General features: G+C 62.3%; 13 protein-coding genes. All 13 read left to right on the forward strand.

The annotated features are described in order from the left end of the window. Positions 1-5: 5 nt before the first annotated feature. The 13 genes from pgaB (at position 6) to GDV60_RS01705 (ending at position 21,919) form a co-directional block, all read left to right on the forward strand. Positions 6-2,006: a poly-beta-1,6-N-acetyl-D-glucosamine N-deacetylase PgaB gene (gene pgaB / locus GDV60_RS01645; protein WP_159906058.1), complete on the forward strand. Its 2,001-nt coding sequence runs from the start codon at positions 6-8 to the stop codon at positions 2,004-2,006. 3 nt (positions 2,007-2,009) lie between these two features. After that, complete coding sequence (pgaC, locus tag GDV60_RS01650) at positions 2,010-3,356, forward strand: poly-beta-1,6-N-acetyl-D-glucosamine synthase (RefSeq protein WP_092232621.1); 1,347 nt, start codon at positions 2,010-2,012, stop codon at positions 3,354-3,356. Beyond that, positions 3,353-3,802 (forward strand): poly-beta-1,6-N-acetyl-D-glucosamine biosynthesis protein PgaD, encoded by a 450-nt coding sequence (gene pgaD, locus GDV60_RS01655; protein ID WP_029298827.1) that lies wholly within the window; start codon positions 3,353-3,355, stop codon positions 3,800-3,802. Before pgaC ends, pgaD begins: the two co-directional genes overlap by 4 nt. A 434-nt stretch (positions 3,803-4,236) precedes the next feature. Then, entirely contained in the window at positions 4,237-5,955 is a 1,719-nt protein-coding gene (locus GDV60_RS01660; protein WP_159906060.1) for a ShlB/FhaC/HecB family hemolysin secretion/activation protein, read from the forward strand. Positions 5,956-5,985: 30 nt separating this feature from the next. Further along, complete coding sequence (locus tag GDV60_RS01665; protein ID WP_159906062.1) at positions 5,986-15,015, forward strand: hemagglutinin repeat-containing protein; 9,030 nt, start codon at positions 5,986-5,988, stop codon at positions 15,013-15,015. After that, positions 15,012-15,878 (forward strand): PoNe immunity protein domain-containing protein, encoded by an 867-nt coding sequence (locus GDV60_RS01670; protein WP_159906064.1) that lies wholly within the window; start codon positions 15,012-15,014, stop codon positions 15,876-15,878. Before GDV60_RS01665 ends, GDV60_RS01670 begins: the two co-directional genes overlap by 4 nt. A gap of 35 nt (positions 15,879-15,913) precedes the next feature. After that, entirely contained in the window at positions 15,914-16,156 is a 243-nt protein-coding gene (locus GDV60_RS01675; RefSeq protein ID WP_154907969.1) for a hypothetical protein, read from the forward strand. A gap of 48 nt (positions 16,157-16,204) precedes the next feature. Then, positions 16,205-16,771 carry a hypothetical protein gene (locus GDV60_RS01680; RefSeq protein ID WP_029298836.1) on the forward strand — a complete coding sequence of 189 codons (567 nt, stop codon included), beginning with the start codon at positions 16,205-16,207 and terminating at the stop codon, positions 16,769-16,771. A 61-nt stretch (positions 16,772-16,832) separates the two neighbouring features. Further along, positions 16,833-19,403, forward strand: a complete 2,571-nt coding sequence (locus tag GDV60_RS01685) for an autotransporter outer membrane beta-barrel domain-containing protein (protein WP_159906066.1) — start codon at positions 16,833-16,835, stop codon at positions 19,401-19,403. Positions 19,404-19,588: 185 nt separating this feature from the next. Continuing rightward, positions 19,589-20,170: a hypothetical protein gene (locus GDV60_RS01690; RefSeq protein WP_159906068.1), complete on the forward strand. Its 582-nt coding sequence runs from the start codon at positions 19,589-19,591 to the stop codon at positions 20,168-20,170. Between the two features lie 30 nt (positions 20,171-20,200). Further along, a complete protein-coding gene (locus GDV60_RS01695; RefSeq protein WP_159906070.1) occupies positions 20,201-20,884 on the forward strand; it encodes a CsgG/HfaB family protein in 684 nt (227 codons plus the stop codon). Between the two features lie 28 nt (positions 20,885-20,912). Further along, positions 20,913-21,272, forward strand: coding sequence for a DUF4810 domain-containing protein (locus tag GDV60_RS01700; RefSeq protein ID WP_029298843.1), 360 nt, complete (start codon positions 20,913-20,915; stop codon positions 21,270-21,272). Continuing rightward, positions 21,269-21,919, forward strand: coding sequence for a DUF799 domain-containing protein (locus tag GDV60_RS01705; protein ID WP_029298845.1), 651 nt, complete (start codon positions 21,269-21,271; stop codon positions 21,917-21,919). The genes GDV60_RS01700 and GDV60_RS01705 overlap by 4 nt, the downstream gene beginning before the upstream one ends. Positions 21,920-22,048: the final 129 nt, after the last annotated feature.

The raw sequence follows: 22,048 nt of genomic DNA on the forward strand, positions 1-22,048 counted from the left end.
CGATCATGACCCTTGTTTCCCGTTGCCTGCTGGCCCTGGGTTTTTTGCTGAGCAGTGCCTGTGCCCAGTCCCCCGCGCCTTTTACGCCACCTGCCGAACGACTCAAACCGGTCAACGAAGCGCCGTGGCCAAAAAACCATTTCCTGGGCATTGCCTACCACGATGTCAACGACCGTGACCCCGACCAGAGAGTGGTGGCGGTGCGTACCGAACGCCTGATCGAACAGTTGTCCTGGCTGCGCGAGAACGGCTACCAGGCGGTCAGCGTCGACCAGGTCCTCGCCGCCCGCGCCGGTGGGCCACAGCTGCCGCCCAAAGCCGTCATGCTCAGCTTCGACGACGGCTATTCGAGCTTCTACACCCGCGTGATGCCGATCCTGCGTGCCTACCAGTGGCCGGCCGTGCTGGCGCCGGTGGGCAGTTGGGTCGACACGCCGTTGAACCAACCGGTGGATTTTGCCGGCGTGCCCCGTGACCGCGGGGAGTTTTTGACCTGGCAACAAGTGCGCGAGGTGGCGCAATCGGGCCTGGTGGAAATCGCCGCGCATACCGACGCCCTTCACAAAGGTGTGCTGGCCAACCCCCAGGGCAACATGGAGCCGGCTGCGGCTACCCGGCGCTATGACCCGGTCACCCGCAGTTATGAGCCCGAAGCGCAGTTCCAGGCGCGGATGCGCGCCGACGTCGCGGCGATTTCCAATAAGATCCGCGCCGTTACCGGCAAGGCCCCGCGTGTGTGGGTCTGGCCATACGGGGCGGCGGACGGCACCTCCCTGGCGGTAGTGGGTGAGCAGGGGTACCAGATGGCGCTGACCCTGGAGGACGGCCTCGACAACCTCGGCAACTTGATGAGCAGCCCGCGCTTTCTGGTGGACAACGACCCGTACGGCGAAGACTTCGCCAACAGCATGGTCTCGGCGCAGGTCAAAGCGCCGATGCGCGTACTGCATGTGGACCTGGACCAGGTCTACGACCCGGACAAGGCGCAAGAAGTGCGCAACCTCGACGCATTGGTCCAGCGCGTGCTGGACATGGGCGTCGACACCGTGTTCCTGCAGGCGTTCGCGGATCCCAAGGGCGATGGCCTGGCGCGTTCGCTGTACTTCCCCAACCGCCATCTGCCGATGCGCGCCGACCTGTTCAACCGCGTCAGCTGGCAGTTGCACACCCGTGGCGGCCTGGTAAAGGTCTACGCCTGGATGCCGGTGCTCAGCTTTGCCCTGGACCCCAAGCTGCCCCGCGTCAGCCGTTGGGACCCGGCCACCGGCAAGGTGGACGTCGACCCCAAGCAGTACCAGCGGCTGTCGCCGTTCGATCCCAAGGTGCGCAAAATCATCGGTGAGATCTACGAAGACCTCGCCCGTACCAGCGCTATCCATGGCGTGTTGTTCCACGACGACGCCGTGCTTTCGGACTTTGAAGACGCCAGCCCCCAGGCCCTGAAAACCTACGCAGCCAACGGCCTGCCGGGCAGCATCCAGGCACTGCGCGCCGACCCGGAGGTGATGCAGCGCTGGACCCGTTTCAAGAGCCGCTACCTGATCGACTTCACCCATGAACTGACCGCCAAGGTCCGCACCCTGCGCGGCCCGGAAGTGCTCACCGCGCGCAACATCTTCGCCGAACCGATGCTCAACCCGGCCAGCGAAGCCTGGTTTGCGCAGAACCTCGACGACTTCCTCCAGCACTACGACTGGACCGCGCCGATGGCGATGCCGTTGATGGAAGGCCAGTCGTTGAAAAATTCCAACGCGTGGCTGGAAAAACTCGTGGCCACGGTCAAGGCCCGGCCCGGGGCGATGCAGCGCACGGTCTTTGAATTGCAGGCCAAGGATTGGCGCACCCCGGCCGCACCAGATCTTTCCGGTGTGCAAATGGCCGAGTGGATGGGCGTGCTCAAGCGCCAGGGCGCCAGCAGTTTTGGCTACTACCCCGACAACTTCCTGGAGAATTCGCCGGATCTGAACACCGTGCGTCCGGCCCTTTCCAACAAATGGAATCCTTGACTCATGTTCGACAGAATCCTAGCTCTTCTCGTTTTGGCATTGGTGTTGGGTGTGCCCCTGGGCCTTATCTTTCTGGTCACTGGGCAGTTCCTGATGGAGTTCGTGTTTTTCTACCCGTTGTTCATGTCCGGGCTGTGGATCGCCGGTGGCCTGTACTTCTGGCTGCACTGGGAACGCCACTGGCCATGGGCCGATGACACCCCGGCGCCGCTGCTCAAGGGCGAGCCGCTGATCTCGATCCTGATCCCTTGCTACAACGAAGGCGACAACGCCGCCGAGACCATTGGCGCGGCGTTGGCCCAGCGTTATCGCAACCTGGAAGTGATTGCGATCAACGACGGCTCCAGCGACAACACCGCCCAGGTGCTCGATGCCCTGGCGCTGCATGAGCCGCGCTTGCGCGTGCTGCATCTGGCGCAGAACCAGGGCAAGGCCGTGGCCCTGCGCATGGGCGCCGTGGCGGCCCACAGTGAATACCTGGTGTGCATCGATGGCGACGCCTTGCTCGACCGCAATGCCGCCGCCTACCTGGTGGCGCCGATGCTCGACAACCCGCGTCTGGGAGCGGTCACCGGCAACCCACGGATCCGCACGCGCTCGACCTTGATCGGCCGGGTGCAGGTGGGCGAGTTCTCTTCGATCATCGGCTTGATCAAGCGTACCCAGCGGGTGTTCGGGCGGATCTTCACCGTATCCGGCGTGGTGGTGGCGTTTCGGCGGGCGGCCCTGGACCGGGTCGACTACTGGAGCACCGACATGATCACCGAAGACATCGACGTGAGCTGGAAGCTGCAACTGGACCACTGGAGCATCTTCTACGAACCGCGCGCGCTGTGCTGGATTCTCATGCCGGAAACCCTCGGTGGCCTATGGAAACAGCGCCTGCGCTGGGCCCAGGGCGGCGCCGAAGTGCTGTTCAAGAACATCCGTGGGATCTGGCAATGGCGCCACCGCTACCTGTGGCCGCTGCTGTTCGAATACTGCCTGTCCACCGGCTGGGCCTTCACCTTCCTGCTGTCGGTGATCTTCTGGGGCGTGGGCAAAGTCGTGCCGTTGCCCGAGGCGATTGCCGTCGGCTCGCTGATGCCGCCAGCCTTCACCGGCTTGCTGCTGGCGGTGGTGTGCCTGGTGCAGTTTGCCGTGAGCATCATGATCGACCGGCGCTACGAGCGCGGCCTGTGGAAAACCCTGTTCTGGACCGTCTGGTACCCGCTGGTGTTCTGGCTGGTGAGCCTGTTCACCACCCTGGTCAGCTTCCCCAAAGTCCTGTTCCGCCAACATCAAAAACGCGCGCGCTGGGTCAGCCCGGATCGCGGCATCAAGGCACCTGCCAAGGAAGTGAACCCATGAACCTGATCCGCACCCCACAGCGGCCTGTGATGCAGGCCATCGATATCTTCCTGACCCTGATGGCCTGGGCCGGCCTGGTGCTTCTGCTGGTGCGCGGCCTGGTGCCGATGCTCGATAGCAACGGCGGCCCACGCATCGATGCACCGATTTTTGCCGCGTTGAACACCTTGCAGATCTACCTGTGGATCGCTCTGTTCAATGCGGTGCTGCTGATCACTTGGGCGCGCTACCAACAACGGCGCGGCAAGCAATTTGCCCAGCGCCGTACGGCAACCAAGGCGCTGAGTGACCACGGCTTGAGCGAGAGCTTCCGCCTGGCGGCGGGGGAGCTTGAGCAACTGCGCAGGCCGGGGGTGTTGGTGATTCATAACGATCAGGAGGGTGGGGTGCAGGCGGTGACAACACAACAGCGAAAGCTGAAGCTGGTGGCGGAACGCGCCGTGTAGGAGCCGGCTTGCCGGCGATGGTCGTCAACGATGACGCTAGGCATCTGACACTCTGCGGCGGTCTCCTCGCCGCCATCGCTGGCAAGCCAGCTCCCACAGGGTGGGGGGGTTGCGGTACCTATCGTCAGAAATGGGATCCAATTCACAAAATAACCGCGAACTTTTCCGCCTCTTTGGCTACTAAACCATCTCGGCACAACATTGATGGCTAACTAATGGCAACTTTCAAGTTGCGCCGAAAGCTGTATCAAAACTGATACCGCTTGTCGGAATAAAAATTCCGAATACAAGCATTTAATTGTTGCTGATAGTTTTTATCGTTATTTATCAGCAGCTTACAGGTGATTTAATTTTTAGCTTCAACTAGCCGAACATTTTGGCTGGGTGGAAGTTCGATGTTAGTTTGCCGCCCCTTGTTATTCGATGGATCGAACATGCCTTCGTTATTGCCACGGATTCGGTATTCACTGTGTATTGCCCTGTTCGCCCTCTGCGCGTCTAACAGCGCGGTGGCTGCGACTTCGCCAGGTGATCAGGACCTGATCCGCGAGCGGCAGAACCGCCTGCTTGAAGAGCAGCGCCGGCGCCTCGAAGACCTCAAGGAATTGCCCGGCAAAGAAGTCAAACCCGCAACGCCCACCGCTCCGGTGGACAGCCGTTGCTTCCCGATCAAGACCATCGAGCTCAAGGGCGCCGACAACCTGTCCGCCACCGAGCGTGAGCGTTTGATCAAACCCTATATAGACAAGTGCCTGGGCGTGGCCCAGCTCAATCAACTGCTCAAGGCCGTCACCGATCACTACATTGACAAGGGCATGGTCACCAGCCGTGCCTACTTGCCGCAGCAGGACTTGTCCAAAGGGCATCTGCAAGTGTTGGTGGTGGAAGGCAAGCTCGAAGGTTTGAAGGGCGCCGACGACAGCAAGTTGTCGGCACGCGAGTTGGCCATGGCTTTTCCGGGTAAAAACGGCGACTTGCTCAACCTGCGGGAAATCGAGCAGGCCATCGATCAGCTCAACCGTTTGCCCTCCAACCAGGCACAAATGGAACTGGCCCCCGGCGATGCCATCGGCGGTAGTTCGGTGCTGGTGAAAAACAACCCGCAAAAGCCCTGGCGCGCCAGCCTGTCGCGCAATAACGACGGGCAGAAAAGTACCGGCGAGCAGCAGTGGGGCGCCGGCCTTGAGTGGGACAGCCCCCTGGGCCTGGCCGACCAGTTGGTGTTGCGCGGTGGGCATGACGCGATCAGCGATCACCAGAAGACTTCAAAGAACGGCATGCTCTATTACAACGTGCCGTGGGGCTGGTGGAACTTCAGCTACACCTACAGCGAGAGCGACTACCGCGCGCTGGGCCAGGCCGACACGTTCAGCTTCAAGCAATCGGGCGACAGCCAGAACCACCAACTGCGCGCCGAACGCGTGGTGCATCGCGATGACGTGAGCAAGACCTCGGTCAACGTCGGCCTGTCCCACCTGCGTACCAACAACTACGTGCTCAGCACTCGCCTGGACAGCAGCACGCGCTTGAGCGAGATGCAGGTCGGCATCAACCACGGTCGGCGAGTCGGCAGTGCCTTCGTCAACATGGATCTGGGCATGCAGAACGGCATTGGCCTGCTCGATGCCCAGTCCCAGGACGAACGTGGCGAATTCGGCAGTCGCCAACCCAATTCGCGCTACCGCAAATACACCGCCACCGTCAGCTACCTGCAGCCGTTCACGCTGTGGGGTGAGTCGTTCAGCTTTACCAGCCTTGCCACCGGCCAACGCAGTGAAGACATGCTGTTCAGCCCGCAGCGCATGAGCCTCGGTGGCTCGTCTTCGGTGCGCGGCTTCAAGGACCAGCAACTCAATGGCGACAGCGGCGGCTACTGGCGCAACGACCTGCGCTGGTCGCGGCCGGTGCTGGTGGAGTGGTTGCGCCCGGCCTTCGGCGAATACGGTGTGAGCCTGGGTTACGACCAGGGCGTGATCCGCAACGACCGCTACAACGACATCGTCCACGGCCGGGTTTCCAGCAACTCCGTGGAGCTGTTCGCCCGTGGCAAAAACGTCAGCACCAGCGTGACCTTTGCCCACTCTTTGGAACGTCCGGCAGTGATGAGCGAGCGCGAAGCGCCGATCTACTTCCGGATGGATTTCTACCTGTAATTCAACGCCTAGCCGCATCGAGAATTTGACATGGACGTCCGCCAGTTTGCCTTCCTCGCCCGCCTGCCTTCTGCTGCCTTGAAGCGTCGTGACGCGTTCTGCGGCCTGCCCAAGCGCGGCCTGGTGCTGATCCTGGCCAACGCGCTGTTCTGGCAACCGCTGCTGGCCCAGGCCGACGGCATCGTGGTCAGCGGCCCTGGCACCACAGTGGGCGCGGCGGGCAATGGCGTGCCGGTGGTCAACATCGCCACGCCCAATGGCAGCGGCCTGTCCCACAACCACTTCAAGGACTACAACGTCGGCCCCAATGGCGTGATCCTCAACAACGCCGGCGGCCCGTTGCAGTCCACCCAGCTGGGCGGGATTATCGTCGGCAACCCCAACCTCAAGGGCGGCTCGGCGAATGTCATTCTCAACGAAGTCAACGGCGGCAGCGCCAGCCAGTTGCGCGGCTACACCGAAGTGGCGGGGCAGTCGGCCAAGGTCATCGTCGCCAACCCCTATGGCGTGACCTGCAATGGTTGCGGCTTTATCAACACCCCCAACGTGACCCTGACCACCGGCAAACCGATCCTCGATAACGGTCGTCTGGACCGTTATCAGGTCGATGGCGGCGCCGTGACCATCGACGGCCAGGGCTTGAACGCGAGCAACGTCGACCGCTTCGAAATCATCACCCGCACCGCCAAGATCAACGCGCAGATCAATGCGCGCAACCTGACCGTGATTGCCGGGCGCAATGATGTCGAGGCCCAGACGCTAAAAACCACCGCGCGTGCCGATGATGGCAGCGACAAGCCTGCGTTGGCGATCGATTCGTCGGCGCTGGGCGGCATGTACGCCGGCGCGATCAAGCTGGTGGGCACCGAGGCCGGTGTCGGGGTGAAACTGGACGGTACTTTGGCGGCCAGCGCGGGCGATATCCAGCTCGATGCCAACGGGCACCTGAGCATGGCGCAAGCCGCGGCCAGTGGCGCGATCGACGTCAAGGCGGCGAGCCTCGACGCCAAGGGCCCGGCCTACGCCGGCACCGCCCTGACGGTGAAAACCAGCGGCGACCTGAACACCCAGAAAAGCCTCGCAGCCCGCGACACGGTGCGCCTGAGCAGCGGCGGCAAGTTGACCAACAACGGCGTGATCGAAGCCGGCGTAAATGCCGATAACACCCGCACCACCACCGGCGACGTCAGCCTCGACGCCCGCGATATCCGCAACAACGGTAGTGTGGTTGCCAGCCGTACCGCCACCGCCAAGGCCAGCCAGACCCTGGATAACCAGGGCGGCGTCATCAGCGCCAGAAAGGCCCTGGACGTCACCGCCAGCACTGTGGATAACCGCAACAAAGGCCGCCTGTTGACCAGCGGCAGCACCCAGTTGACCGCCGCTGCGCTGCACAACAGCCAGGGCGAAATCATCAGCGATGGCGCGTTGCAGGCCAACGTTGCACAGGTCAATAACCAGGGCGGCGTGGTGGTCAGCCACGACACCCTCAGCGTGACCGGCGACAGCCTGGATAACAGCAACAAAGGCGTGATTTCCAGCGCCGCAGCGCAAACCCTGACCCTCAGCGGTGCACTCAACAACAGCCAGGGCGGCGCCATCGACAGCGCCGGCGCCTTCACCTTGCGCGGCAACAGCCTGGACAACAGCGCCGGCAGCCTGACCGGCAACGGCGCACTGACCCTCGACCTGCTGGCCGACCTGATCAACCGCAACGGCAAGCTGGCCAGCGCCGGCCCGCTGTCGATCGAACGTGTTGCAGCCCTCGACAACCAGGGCGGCAAACTCACCAGCCAAACCTTGCTGACGGTGTTGGCGGCCAGCCTGGACAACCGCAACAGCGGCACCCTGGCGGCAAACGCTGGGCTGACCCTGAACACCAGCGGCCTGGTGCAAAACGACAACGATGGCCTGATCCACAGCGAAAACGCCGGCCTCAACCTCACGGTCGGCAGCCTCAACAACGCCGGGGGTAAGCTCTCGGCCAAGGCGGGTGATGCGCTGATCAACGCCGGTGTTTTCAACAACGGTAACGGCGGTGTATTCGCCGGCCAGCGCGTGCGCCTCAGTGGCGGCAGCGTCGATAACGCCGGGCAGATAGCCGGTCAGCAGGTCGATCTCAGCCTGCTGGGTGCCCTCAACAACCGTGGCCTGATCGAAAGCGCCAGCACCCTGGCTATCGCCGCCGCCAGCCTGAGCAACCAGGGCGGGCAATTGCGCGCCCTAGGCACCAGCGGCCAAAGCCGCCTGGCGATTGGCGGTGTCTTGGATAACAGCGGCGGCAAGCTGGAAGCGGCCAATGCCGACTTGAGCCTGGCCGCCGGCACCTTCCAGAACCAGGGCGGCAGCGTGCTGCATGTGGGCACCGGGGTGTTCGATATCTCCGGGATCAACCTCGATAACGTCGGCGGCAGCCTGGTGACCCAAGGCGACTTGAGCCTGGATAAAACCAACTGGACCAACAGCAGCCTGATCCAGGCCGGTAACCTCACGGTCAATGTCGACACCCTTGAGCAAACCACCACCGGGCAATTGCTCGCGGCCAACCGTATCAAAGGCACGGGCCAGAACTGGTCCACCCAGGGCGTGATCGCCAGCAACGGCAGCCTCGACCTGAGCCTGGGCGGCGCCCTCAACAACACCGGCCGCCTGACCGCCGCCACCGACTTCACCCTGGCCAGCGCTGCGGTGAACAACCTCGGCACCCTGGGCAGCGGTCGCGCCATGACCCTGACCACCGCCAGCCTGCTCAACCAGAACGGTTTGCTGTTCAGCGGCGGCGATATGAGCCTGCGGGTCGAGCGCCTGAAAAACCTCGGTGCCGATATCTATGCCATGGGCAACCTGAGCATCGACCGCGACGGCAAAGGGGCCTTGGCCACCAGCATCATCAACAGCTCGTCGAGCATCCAGAGTGACGGCAGCCTGAGCCTGGCCGCTGGCACTATCCAGAATATCCGTACCGTGTTGACCAGCGAGTCGGGGATCTATAGCGCGTCGATCAGCCCGGTGCAGTGCATTGAAAACGTCAACGGTGGCGACTGCGACGGCGGCAAGGAAAACCGTCCGTTCTTGATCGCCCAGCGTGATCGCCTGAGGGTCACCGACGCCAGTGCGGCTTCCAGCATTACCTCTGGCGCCAACCTGCTGTTGGTCGGCGGTGATGTGCTCAACAGCAGCAGTAGCATCGCTGCGGCCGGCAGCCTGACGGCGCGGGTCAACCAGTTGACCAACATCGGTCTCGAAACCCACGACACCCTCACCGAGCGTGTGTTCTCTTCTGAACGTACCCGTCACCCGGAAGGCTACAACCGGGCCGCTGCGCAATTTACCCAGCGTTATTCGATGGGCGGCGCAGCCTACGACCCCAATAATCTGGGTGGCCTGGAAGCGGCGATGGCCGGCTTTATCGGTGGCATGGAGCGCCAGTGGGGCGATACCAAAACCACCCAGCTGGCGGCTCCCGACCAGCGCTACGCAGCAGTGATCCAGGCGGGCGGCGCGGTGAATATCCAGGCCCAGGCCGGTATCGATAACAGCGTGGTGCGCGGCGGCTACACCTACGTCGGCAGCGGCGCGAAGACCGACACCAAAGCCCCCGGCTTCTCCACCCAGGTGCACCTCAACGGGCAGTTGCCACCGGACGTCGCCCAGCAACAAGTCAACCCATTGGGCCTGCCGGGCTTCAGCTTGCCCACCGGTCAGAATGGCCTGTTCCACTTCAGCGACGGCAGCGGCGTGCAGGGCCTGCCCAACAGCCAGTTTGCCGCCAACCCGCACAAGTACCTGATCGAAACCAACCCGCAGCTGACCAACATGGCTGAGTTCTTGAGTTCCGATTACATGCTGGCCAAGTTGGGCTACGACCCGGATGCCAGCCAGAAGCGCCTGGGCGATGGCTTCTATGAACAGCGCCTGATCCAGCAAGCCGTGGTCGCCCGCACTGGCCAGCGTTTCATCGACGGCCAGACCAGCGACGCCGGTGTGTTCAAGTACCTGATGGACAATGCCATCGGCGCGCGCCAGCAACTGAACCTGGCCGTGGGCGTGAGCCTCACCGCCGAACAAGTGGCGGCCCTGACCCACGATATCGTGTGGCTGGAAAACGCCAGCGTCGCCGGCCAGCAAGTGCTGGTGCCGGTGTTGTACCTGGCCCAGGCCAGCAATCGCCTGGCCCCCAACGGTGCACTGATTTCCGGCAGTGACCTGAGCCTGATGACCGGCGCCAACCTCAACAACGTCGGCACGCTGCGCGCCACCAGCAACCTGGGCGCCAATGTGGGCGGCAACCTGAGCAATAGCGGGCTGATGGAAGCCGGCAACCGTCTCGACCTGCTGACCGGCAATAACCTCAACAACCGTGCCGGCGGGATCATCGCCGGGCAGCAGGTCAACCTGGTGGTGGGCGCCGACCTGCTCAATGAGCGCAGCGTCACCACGCACCAGAGCGCCAGCGACTACCGCATCGAGCGCACCGATTTTATCGACAACGCGGCGCGCATCGAGTCGGCCAGCACCCTGGCGATCCAGGCCGGGCGCGATATCAACAGCGTCGGCGGTGCCCTCAAGAGTGGCGGCGACACCACCGCCCAGGCGGTGCGTGACGTGAATATCGTCTCGGCACAAACCCTGGACAGCGGCGCCATTGGCAGCCGTTCGCGCCACGAGATCATCACCCAGCAAGGCTCGGTGGTTGAAGCCGGGCGCGACTTCCATGTGGTCGCCGGGCGTGATGTGAGCGCGGTGGGCAGCCAGATCGAAGCCAAGCGCGATATCAGCGTCGGCGGCGTGCGCAACGTCAACCTGGCCGCGGCGGCCAACGAGCAGCATTCGGCGTACAACTCGAAAAAGGTCAAGAGCATCGAGGACCATGTCAGCCAGGTGTCCACCGTGCTCAAGGCCGGCGGCAACCTGACCTTGAATGCGGGCGAGGATTTGCTGTTGCTCGCCAGTAACGTCAGCGCTGGCAATGAAGCGTACCTGGTGGCCGGCAAGAACCTGGCCCTCAAGGCCGCCGAAGATCAGGACTACAGCTTCTACAGCAAGACCAAGAAAAGCTCGTCCGGGAAAAAATTCCGCCTCGATGAAACCGACACCGTCAACAACGTGGGCAGCAGCGTCAGCTCCGGCGGTAACAGCACCCTGGTAGCCGGTGAGAACCTGCTGCTGGCGGGCAGCAGCGTTGCCGCCGACAAAGGCGCGGCAAAACTGGTGGCGGGCAAGGATGTGCAAATCGTCGCCGTGACCGATGCCGAAAGTGCGCGGCATGAGCGCAAAGAAAGCAAAAGCAGTTGGGGCGGGCTGAAGTCGAGCAAGGTCCAGGACAAGGTTGACGAGAAACGCACCATGGCCGTGGGCAGCATGGTTTCTGGCGAGACGGTCAGCGTGGTGGCGGGGCAGGATGCGAAAGTGACCGGCTCGGCGCTGGTCAGCACCGGCGACCTGGCCGTGCAGGCCGGGCGTGACCTGACCATTGATGCGGCGCAGAACACCTTTTCGCGCACCGACATGCACAAGGAAAAAAATCGCGACCTGACCGGCGTGTTGACCGGCAATAAGCTGGGCCTGGACGACATCACCGGCAATCAGCACCTGTCGATCAGCAGCAGCAAACACAACGGCACCGCCCAGGAAACCACCCTGACCGGCAGCACCATCGGCTCCAGCGAAGGCAATGTTTCGTTGATTGCCGGGCGTGAGTTGAATGTGGTCGCCAGTGACCTGGTCAGCACCAAGAACATGGACCTCAGCGGCTCCAACGTGACCATCACCGCCGGTGCTGAAACGGCGCGGCAAACCACGCAAGACAGCTCCAAGAGCCTGGCCGTGGGCCGGGTGATTGGCGGTGCGGTGATTGATACTGCGCGCAGCATCCACGATGCCACCGAGGCGGCGAAGAACGCCGATGACCCGCGCCTCAAGGCGGTGAAAATCGCCCAGGCTGCGCTGGCCGCCTACAACCTGGGTGGCCAGGCGTCGGACGCCAACGGCCAGAGCGCTGGCTTCAAGAACAAAGAGGGCGGTTCGCCCAGCAACGGGTCGTTGATCAAGATCGGCACCGAACTGGCCAACACCCGCAGCAAGGCCAGCAGCGAGTACAACAGCCTGACGGCGCGCCAGAGCACGCTCAATGCGGGGCAGGATCTGTCGATTGTCGCCACCGGCGAAGCGCCTGGCACCCAGGGCAATATCGAGATCACCGGCAGCAGCCTGAAAGCCGCCAACACCTTGTTGCTGGCCAAGAACAACGTGTTGCTGCAAAGCGCCCAGGACACCGTCGACCGCAAGAACGATGGCTCGACCAACAAGACTGCCATTGGTGCCAGCTTCAACATCGGCGAGCAGAACGGCTTCACCCTCGACCTGGGTGCACAGGGCGCGAAAAACAACGGCAATGGCAACTCGGTAACCCAGGTCAACACCACCCTGGACACCGGCTCGCTGCTGCTCAAAAGCGGCGGCGACACCACCCTCGCCGGTGCCCAGGTGCGCGCCGATCGCATCCAGGCCGACATTGGTGGCGACCTCAATATCCTGTCGCGTCAGGACACCGAGTCTTCGCGCAGCAAGCAGAGCAGCGCAGGCTTTGGCGCGAGTATCTGCATCCCGCCGTTCTGCTACGGCTCCACCGTCACCGGCTCGGCCAGCATCGCTGCGGCCAAGATGAACAGCGACTACAAGGCCGTGACCGACCAGACCGGCCTGTTTGCGGGGGCCGGCGGTTACGACATCAATGTCGGCAAGACCACCACCTTGCAGGGCGGGGTGATTGCCAGCGAAGCGGCGGCGGTGAAGAACCGCTTGAGCACCGATCGCCTGATCGTCAGTGATATCAAGAACACCAGTGAGATCCAGAGCCAGTCGGCGGGTCTGTCTGCATCATTCAGCAGCAGCGGCGGCACCTCACCGGGTGGCAGCATTCCGGTGGCGCTCAAGGAAGACGAGCGCAGCCACACCCGCAGTGCGGTCAGCGATGGCACGATTGTGGTCCGCAACCCCGAGGGCGCCAATGACCTGGTAGGGCTCAACCGCGACACCGCCAATGCCAACCAGAAGCTCGACCGCCCAGACGAAAAGGCCATGCAGGAACGCATCGACCTGATCCAAAGCTCGGCGCAATTGGCCAGTGGGGTGATCGGTGCGGTAGCCAAAGCCAAGGCAGATGAAGCCAAGAAGCTTGGGCAAGAGGCAAAAGACCAGGCCACCGCGGGCTCGCCAACGGCGGGTGCTGCGGCCCAGGCGTACGAGACGGCGAATGCCGAGGCGCTGCGCTGGCAAGTGGGTGGCGACAAAAAACTGATGGCCGATATTGCGTCCGGGCTGATTGCCGCCGGGCTGGGCGGCGCTACCGGCGGTACGGCGGTGGGGATCGTGGCCAATACATCGGCCAGCGATATCTTCAATAAAATCGGCAGTTTTGCCGACGAGCAGAAAAACCGCAAAGACATCGACAGCGCAACCAAGGCCGCCTGGGCCGAAGGCGGCGCAGCGCGCGTTATGTTGCACGCATTGGCGGGCGCTGCGTTGGGGCTTTCCAGCGGCAATGTGCAGAGCGGCGCGTTGGGTGCGGGCGCCTCGGCGGCGCTGATGCCCTCGATTCTGCAAGCGCTGGAAGACAGTGGCATGAAAGAGGCCGACCGTAAGGCCGTGGCTACGCTGATTGCCTCCGGCGTGGGGACGGCGGTCGGTTCCGGGCATGGCACCGGCGGCGCCATTGTTGCCGGTGGCACTGCGGCCAGCGTGGATCGGTACAACCGTCAGTTGCACCCGGACGAGATCAAGTTCGCCTCCGACAAGGAGCGCGTCGATCGCTATGCACAAGCGCAGGGCATCACCGAAGAGCAAGCACGCATAGAGCTGCTGCGAACGGCGGCGGCGATGGTTGATCGCGGCTGGAACACCGTGTTGGGTGTCGAGGATGGCAACACCACGACGGCGGCCAGCTTCTTGCGCAGCGAGCTTTCGCAGTCCAAAAGCGCGGACCTGTTCCAGGTCAGCCTGGCCGATTACAACAATGAACGGCTGGGTCTGTCGCGCCTGATGAAAGACCGGCCGTCGGTTGAAAACCTGGTCAAGTACATTGAGCTGGTCGACCCTTACAAGTACCTGCATGACCCGAAAAACATGGCCGAAATCCTCAATGCCAAAGGCCAGGGCAGTGCCGAGGGTATTGCCAATGCCGTAGAGGATCTGGCCAGTTTCGGTTCCAAGACGGCGCTTTGGGCGATGAGTACCGTCAATTGCCCAAGCTGTGGCGGTCGGCAATTTATCGCGGCGGTAGAGGCGGTGCAGAGCTTGCCCGAAGAGCTGAGGCTCAAGGGCTATCTGGACACCCTGCATATCATGCAGGGCTATGGCGCCGACGTGCTGCGCCAGAACGAGATGATCGCCACCTCTACCGGCGTGGGCCTCGGCCTGGGCGGCGCGGGTGTCGGTGGTGCTGGCGCGACGACCACCCGCCTGACCGGCGAGCTGGCCGGGGCGGTGGGCAAACGCTTCACCGGTATCATCAACGAAGCGGCCGAGCAGGCACTGCTCAAGAGTGGCGGTAGATTCGGGCCTGATGGCAAACCGCTGATGGATCTGTCGGTGCTGACCCGTGATCAGAAAAGTGTCCTGGGCGATTTACTTGGAGGTCGCTCGGTGCAGCAAATTGTTCCTGACGGGCAGAAGCTGGCGCGAGTGCCGGGTACCGGTGAAACGGGCATCGACGATCTGTACAAGGTCGATCGTCCGGATGTCGACTTCCTCGTCATCGAATACAAGTTTTTGAGTAATAACAGTAAATTCGGCTCCTCGGGGTTGGGCAAGCCTACAGATGGCAAGCAAGGTTCTGCCTCGTGGATACTCGGAGGCGATCGCCTGGAGCGTTCGGTTGGCGCAGATCAGAGCCGGGATGTGCGGCTCGCGGTGGACGCGAACCGTACTGAAACGTGGGTGGTGAGAACCCGGCCAGATGGCGCCACGGAAATTGAAGTGCTTGATGCGCGTGGCAAAGTCAAAGATGTTGATACTTCTAAAATTCTCCCGCCCAAAAACTTCAATGAGGGTTATCCATGATTCGTGCACCCTTGGGGGATAAGCCGTATTGGGACGATCGTGAAGCCAAGGATCGGCAATGGGTTGCGCGCGTCAGTGAAATTCTGTCGCAACCTTCGGCCAACCCCTTGTACCGAGCGCAATTTACGTTCGACTTCGCCAAAGATAATTTGCGTGCGGCCATTCGGGTCTACTCGAGCGGTGGCAATGTTGCAGAGATGGCCACCTACCTCCCCGCCGCAATGGACGCATGGGAGCTTTCCAATCGAGAGTCCGACAGCTTGTGTGCTGAGAATAATCTCCAGACTTGCCGTGACTGGACCTTCGAGTTGGCGGACCTGAACCACTACATCTGGTGTTTCTGGTTGGTGAGCCTGGCGCTGGCGCTGGAGGTTCCCGACGACCAGTGGCGTCGGCTGGTCGCCTTGATCGGCGAAGGCGGGCAGGACGTTCTGCTGGATCGAATCATCGCCTCCCGTCAGCCTGGGCGCGTGATTGGTGAACAGCTATTGCACGCCAAACCTTATGCGAGGCTGCTCAAGGCCATCGACGCGCCCCAGCAACAGCAGGCCTCGCTGTTGCGGGCGTTCGTGGAGCATTGGTACCTGGAGCTGAACCGACGCGGTAAACAGCAACCCTGGTGGTATGTCTATGGCGACCCGGTAAAACACCCCCTTGAGATGGGTAGCTACTTCGGCCGCTGGTGCTTTGAGGCGGTTGCCGCGGTCAAGGCGTTCGGGCTCGATGACAGCGCCTGCCTGGGGCATGAGCATTACCCCGGCGACTTGCTCCACCCCAGTGAAGACGTTATCCCGGCACCAGCCCCTGCCCGCGTAGAAAAAGCCGGCTGGCTGGCGCGGTTGTTTGGGCGCTCAGATGAATGAGCCATCACTTGTACAAGTACCGGCATGGCATTGGCGTGGCTTTATTGCTGGCAGCGTTATTGAACGGCTTCTTGCGATTTGATGGTAGTTGGAATCGTTTTTTGACCATGGTGTTGGTGCAGCTGTGGTTTGGCCAGGCGGTCTACAACTATGCGCGAGGCGCCAGGGTGGCCATCGCGCCTGGCGGCATGAGCAAGGACGCCGACCCGGAGTGGCGTGCGGCGTTGGCTGGCTTTTCCCTGTTTTTATATGGGGTGGTGTTTTTTTTGAGTTTTTGATTCCAGCAGGGCCACCCCAGCCCCGCTGTCGCCAAGGAAAAACCTTTTATGAAGAACCTTGCTTTTATCCTCGCAGCCCTGGCCCTCGCAGGCTGCCACTCCAATGCCCGCGACTCGTCGCCCAGCCTCTTGAAAGATGGCGTGCAGTTGCAGCAGAACACAGTCGTGGCCGATGCCGAGCACGCCAAGGTGATCATGCGCGCCACCGGGTTTACCTACCCCGTGCAGTTCTCCGTGCGCCGTGGCGGCGATGCCGACCAGCGCCCGGAGATCCTCGGCACGGTGGTGGATTCGGGCCGGGGCAAGGTGTTCGGCTGGATCGCCAAGATGAGCGAGGTGGCCAACAGCGCGGCGGTCAAGCGCTTCCCGCAGCTGGAAGTGCTGGCCGACCCGCAGCACACGATTGAAGTGTTGGGCGAGTCGCGGGTGTACGACTCGAACTACTACCGCTATGCCGAAAAAATTGTCTACGCCTGCGGCCCGATGACCTCGGCGTTCAAGCCGCAAAAACAGAAGGTTTACCTGGTGGAATTCGTGATCGTCGGCGCCGGCTGTGAGCAGCATGTGTATGACATCACCGACCCCGCACAGCGTATTCCCGTCCCCGCGTCCTGAATCATGCCCCCTACAACCGCCGGGCACATTGGCGGTGTTGTCGTAGTAAATGGAGTTTCAAATGAAGTGCAAGCAGTTCCAGAAAACCCTGTTGGCCATGATGGTCAGCGCAGTTGCCGCACAAGTCAGCGCGGTGGAGTTTGACGTCAGCACCGGTCAGAACGTGTGGGCCTCCCAGACGTTCAACGAGCCTGTGACCCTGGTGGGCGCGCGCAATGTCGTCTCGACCCAGCCCAGTGCCGATGGCGTGAATATTTCCCTGACCGATATCCAGGGCACGCTGCGCAACGACGCCAACCTGACCCTGGATGCCGGCGGCAAAGCCGTACGTGGCCTGATCGTCGATGGGGCGCTGGATCAAATGCTCACCACCACCGGTAGCAACATCACCGGCGATATCATTCAGGCCGGCAATATCCACCTGAGCAACACGATCTGGGCTGAAGGCTTTGAAGTGGGCGCCAGCAACGTGGGCGGCAGCATCATCAACTCGGGCAATATCACCCTGGTTGAAGTCCCAGGTTCCGGCGATGAATCCGACGCCGAGGGTATCTACCTCAACGGCACCACCGTGGCGGGCGACGTGGTCAACAGCGGTGTGGTGGATGTCACGTCCTACTACGGCTACGGCCTGATCCTCGATACCCACAACAACATGCCGGTCACCATCGGTGGCAAGCTGCTCAACTCCGGGACCATTCGCGTTACCGGTGAAGAGGCCCTGGGGATCGAGATCGAAACCGATACCAACCCCCTGCGTATCGAAAACAGCGGCCTGGTTTCCGTCAACGGCGGGCAGTCGATCGCCGTGCAACTGGATGCGGGCACCTACGACTACCTGCTCAACACCGGCACCATCGAAGCCCACGGCAGCAACGCCATGGCTTTCAACGTGCAAGGCGCGACCTTTAACACCACCTCGCCGAGCGGTGAGCGCGGCCTGGTCAACCGTGGCCTGATCAGCGCCGATGCGACGGCGATCAAGGTCAACCCGCAGTACCAGTTGACGCCCCTGGAGATCAACCAGCAAGCCGGCGAAATCCGCAGCAACTCCGGCACCGCCATCGACGGCGGCAACCTGGCGAGCCTGAACTGGAGCGGCGGCAAAATCGTGGGTGACGTACTCGGTGTCACGGGTGTGAACATCAACGGCCAGGCCGATTTTACCGGCGCGCGCATTGGCAGCCCGGTATCGATCAACGCGGGTTCGTTGAACCTGTCTGGCGCCGGTACCGCGATCACTGGCGACCTGAATGTGGCCAGTGGTGCGGGGGTTGATATGCGCCTGTCCAACAGCGTCGTGCCGACCACGCCTTACCTGACGGTCAGCGGCGCCGCGAATTTCGCCCAGGGCTCCAACGTGACCTTGAGCGCCAAGCCCGGCGATTTCACCGCAGCACCCAGCGGCACCGAATACACCCTGCTGCAAGCCGGCAGCGTGCAGAACAACGGCCTGACGGTTGCCAGCAGCTCGTCGTTGCTCGATGTACTCAGCTACTCGGCCAATACGCAGACGGTCAAGGCCGTAGTGGGTCTGAAGCCAGACGAGCAGGTACAAACCGACCTTGGCGGCGTTGGCGCTACGACCTCGGCGGTGACGGCCGTGAACCTGTTGAAAAACGAAGTGCTGGGGCAACTGAGCCAGGACGACGCGGTGTTCCAGGCCGTGGCCAACGCCGGCACTGCCCAGCAATTGGCGCGGATTGGCGAACAGCTCAAGCCGGACGTGAACCGTGGCGCCCTGGACGTGGCCCTGTCCGGGCAGACCGTGATCAACGGCGCGATCCTCAATCGCCTGGCCGGCCAACGCGATGGCGGCGAACGCGGCGGTGTTTGGGTGCAAGCCCTGAGCAGCAACATGGACCAGGACGGTCGCGGTGGCGACAACGGCTACTCGGCCAACAGCAGCGGCGTGGCCGTGGGCGTGGACGGGCGCTTGAACGACAACACCCGCGTGGGTGTGGCGTACAGCTACCTCAACTCCAACATCCATTCGGACCAGGGCAACAAGACCGAAGTGCAGGGCAACGCCTTGTCGCTGTACGGTAACTGGTCGCTGCAAAACTGGTTTGTCGATGGCAGCCTGAGCTATGGCGTCAACGACAACGACAGCAAGCGCCACATCGCCAGCACCACCGCCAAGGGCAGCTACGACAGCCAGGCGTTGTCGGCCAGCGTGATCGGCGGCTACAGCTTCAAGGCGTCGGACAGCGTGCTGATCGAACCACGTGTGGCAGCGCGCTACTCCAGCGTGCACATGGACAGCCTGCACGAGAAGGGTTCTTCGGCAGCCCTGAACACCGGTTCCCAGCGTTACGAAGTCGGTGAACTTGGCGCTGGCCTGCGTGTGGCGGGCAACCTGCCGCTGGGCGCCGGTACCCTGCAACCGGAAGCGACCTTGATGGCCTATCACGACCTGATGGGTGATCGCGTGGCGCAGACGTCCAGCTTTGTGAACGGTGGCTCGACGTTCAGCGTAACCGGCGCATCGGTCGCGCGTGACAGCTATGAAGCCAGCGTGGGCGTGAACTACCAGGTCTCGGCGTTCAGCGTCGGTGCCAGCTACACCCGCCAGGCCCGCAGCGGGTTTGATGCCGATGGCGTCATGCTCAAGGCGCGCTACGCGTTCTAAACAGTCCTTGTAGGAGCGAGCTTGCTCGCGAAAAACGTCCAGGCGACGCGTTCATTCAGCAAATGAGCGTTATCGTTTACGTGCTTCGCGAGCAAGCTCGCGCCTAAAGGAATGGACGAAACAACTTGAGAACCGCTCTCAACCCCGTAAAATGCCGCAGCACTTAATCAGGGATGAATTCGAAGATGCGTGTTTTTGCCTTACTGCTGGCGCTGTCCTTCCTGGCCGGCTGTGCGTCCAAGCCTGCGTACTACATCTCTCCAGCGCCCGTGACCATTGCCAAGAACGCCACCTTCTGGGTCGATACCTTCGACGTCAAAGTGGTGGGGCAGGGCAGGATATTCATGTCGGACGCCAAAGTCCGCGAGCAGTTGGGCGTCGATCTGGTCGACCGCCTGCTCAAGGCCAAGCGCTATGCCAGCAGCAAGCAAACCGCCGACTACCTGTTGGACGTGGATATCGTCTATGTGCGCCATATCCTCGACTCCAAGGGCGGCATCACCAGCCTGGTGGTCGACGACAACACCATCCTGCAAAGCATCGATTTCGGCTACAAGGTCAAGGTCAGGAAAGCCGACGCCGAGGTGCTGCATTTTGCCCAGGACCGCGCTGGCCTGGTGCCCAACAACTGGGGTGGCCAGGTACAGCAATGGAAGACCATTGGCGGGATCCTGACCAATGAAGGCAACGCCAATATCGAGCGCCATTTCACCGGAGGCTTGAGCAATTACATCGTGCGTGACCTGCGGGCCATACCTGCACGCTAACCCCCGGATTCATTCACTTAGGAGCACCCTGTGAAATCACTTTCAAAAATCCTGCTGTCGGGCTTTGCCGGCGCCGCGCTGCTGGCGCTGGCCGGTTGCGCAGCGACCGAAAGCTCCCGCGCACTGCCGATCGAAAAAGTCGCCAGCGCCAACGTCGCCTATTCCGGCGTACGTGTGCCGATTGCCGTGGGCAAGTTCGATAACCGCTCCAGCTACATGCGCGGGATCTTCTCCGATGGCGTGGACCGCCTCGGTGGCCAGGCCAAGACCATCCTGATCACCCACTTGCAGCAGACCAACCGCTTCAGCGTGCTGGACCGCGACAACATGGGCGAAATCTCCCAGGAAGCGAAAATCAAAGGCACCGCGCAAAACCTCAAGGGCGCTGACTACGTGGTGACCGGCGATGTGACCGAGTTCGGCCGCAAAGAGACCGGCGACCGCCAACTGTTCGGCATCCTCGGCCGTGGCAAGACCCAGGTGGCCTACGCCAAGATCAACCTGAATATCGTCAACATCAGCACTTCCGAAGTGGTGTATTCCACCCAGGGCGCCGGTGAATACGCGCTGTCGAACCGCGAAGTCGTGGGCTTTGGCGGCACCGCCAGCTACGACTCCACCCTCAATGGCAAGGTCCTGGACCTGGCTATGCGCGAAGCGATCAAACGCCTGGTGGACGGCATCAACGCCGGCGCCTGGAACCCGCGTAACTGATTAGTTGTTTTCAAGGAGCAGTACACGGATGAGCAAGGCAGTGAAGTTGGCGCTGATGCTGACAGCAACCGCGCTGGTTGCAGGGTGCCAGACGGCACCCAAACCCCTGTATCAATGGGAAAGCTACCAGCCACAGGTTTACGAGTACTTCAAGGGCGAGCCCAAGGAAGCCCAGGTCGAAGCGCTGGAACGCGACCTGCAAAAGATCAACGCCAGTGGCCGCCAGGCCCCGCCGGGCTACCACGCCCACTTGGGCATGCTGTACCTGAGCATGGGCAAGGATGACCAGATGGTGCAGCAGTTTCGCACCGAGAAGGCGCTGTTCCCTGAGTCGGCCGCCTACATGGACTTTTTGCTGAAGAACGCCAAGGCCGGAGACGTCAAATGAGCCTGCTGAAAATCACCGGCGCCTTGCTGGCCCTGGCTTTGCTGGGCGGTTGCGCGGCGCCCAAGACCGTCGATTACTCGGCGTACAAGCAGGCGCGGCCGAAGTCGATCCTGGTGTTGCCACCGATCAACGAATCCCCTGAAGTGCAGGCGTCCTACAGCCTGGTATCGCAGGTGACTTACCCGTTGGCCGAAGCCGGCTACTACGTGATGCCGATTGCCCTGGTGGATGAAACCTTCCGCCAGAACGGCCTGACCACCGCCAACGATATCCAGGCCGTGGCACCGGGCAAGCTGCATGAGATCTTCGGCGCAGATGCGGCGCTGTACATCACCGTCAGCGAATACGGCACCAAGTACATGCTGGTCACCAGCGACACCTCGGTGACGGCCTCGGCCAAACTGGTCGACCTGCGTACTGGCACCACCTTGTGGACCGGTTCGGCGCGGGCATCCAGCGAGGAAGGCAACAACAACGGTGGCGGCCTGGTGGGCATGCTGATCACGGCGGCGGTCAAGCAAGTGATCAACAGCTCCACCGACGCAGCGCACCCGATTGCCGGCATCACCAGCGCACGCCTGCTGTCGGCCGGGCAACGCACCGGCCTGCTGTACGGCCCGCGCTCGCCCAAGTACGGCTCGGACTGATAAGAGCCTCCTTGTCCAGGGGGCTGCTGTGGCGAGGGGGCTTGTCCCCCGCTGGGCTGCGCAGCAGCCCCAACCCTGGCCCCTCGGTGTATCTGATAAAGCTCGATGGGTCTTAGAGGGGCTGCTGCG

The sequence above is a fragment of the Pseudomonas sp. DTU12.1 genome (assembly GCF_009873475.1).
Lineage (GTDB): Bacteria > Pseudomonadota > Gammaproteobacteria > Pseudomonadales > Pseudomonadaceae > Aquipseudomonas > Aquipseudomonas proteolytica.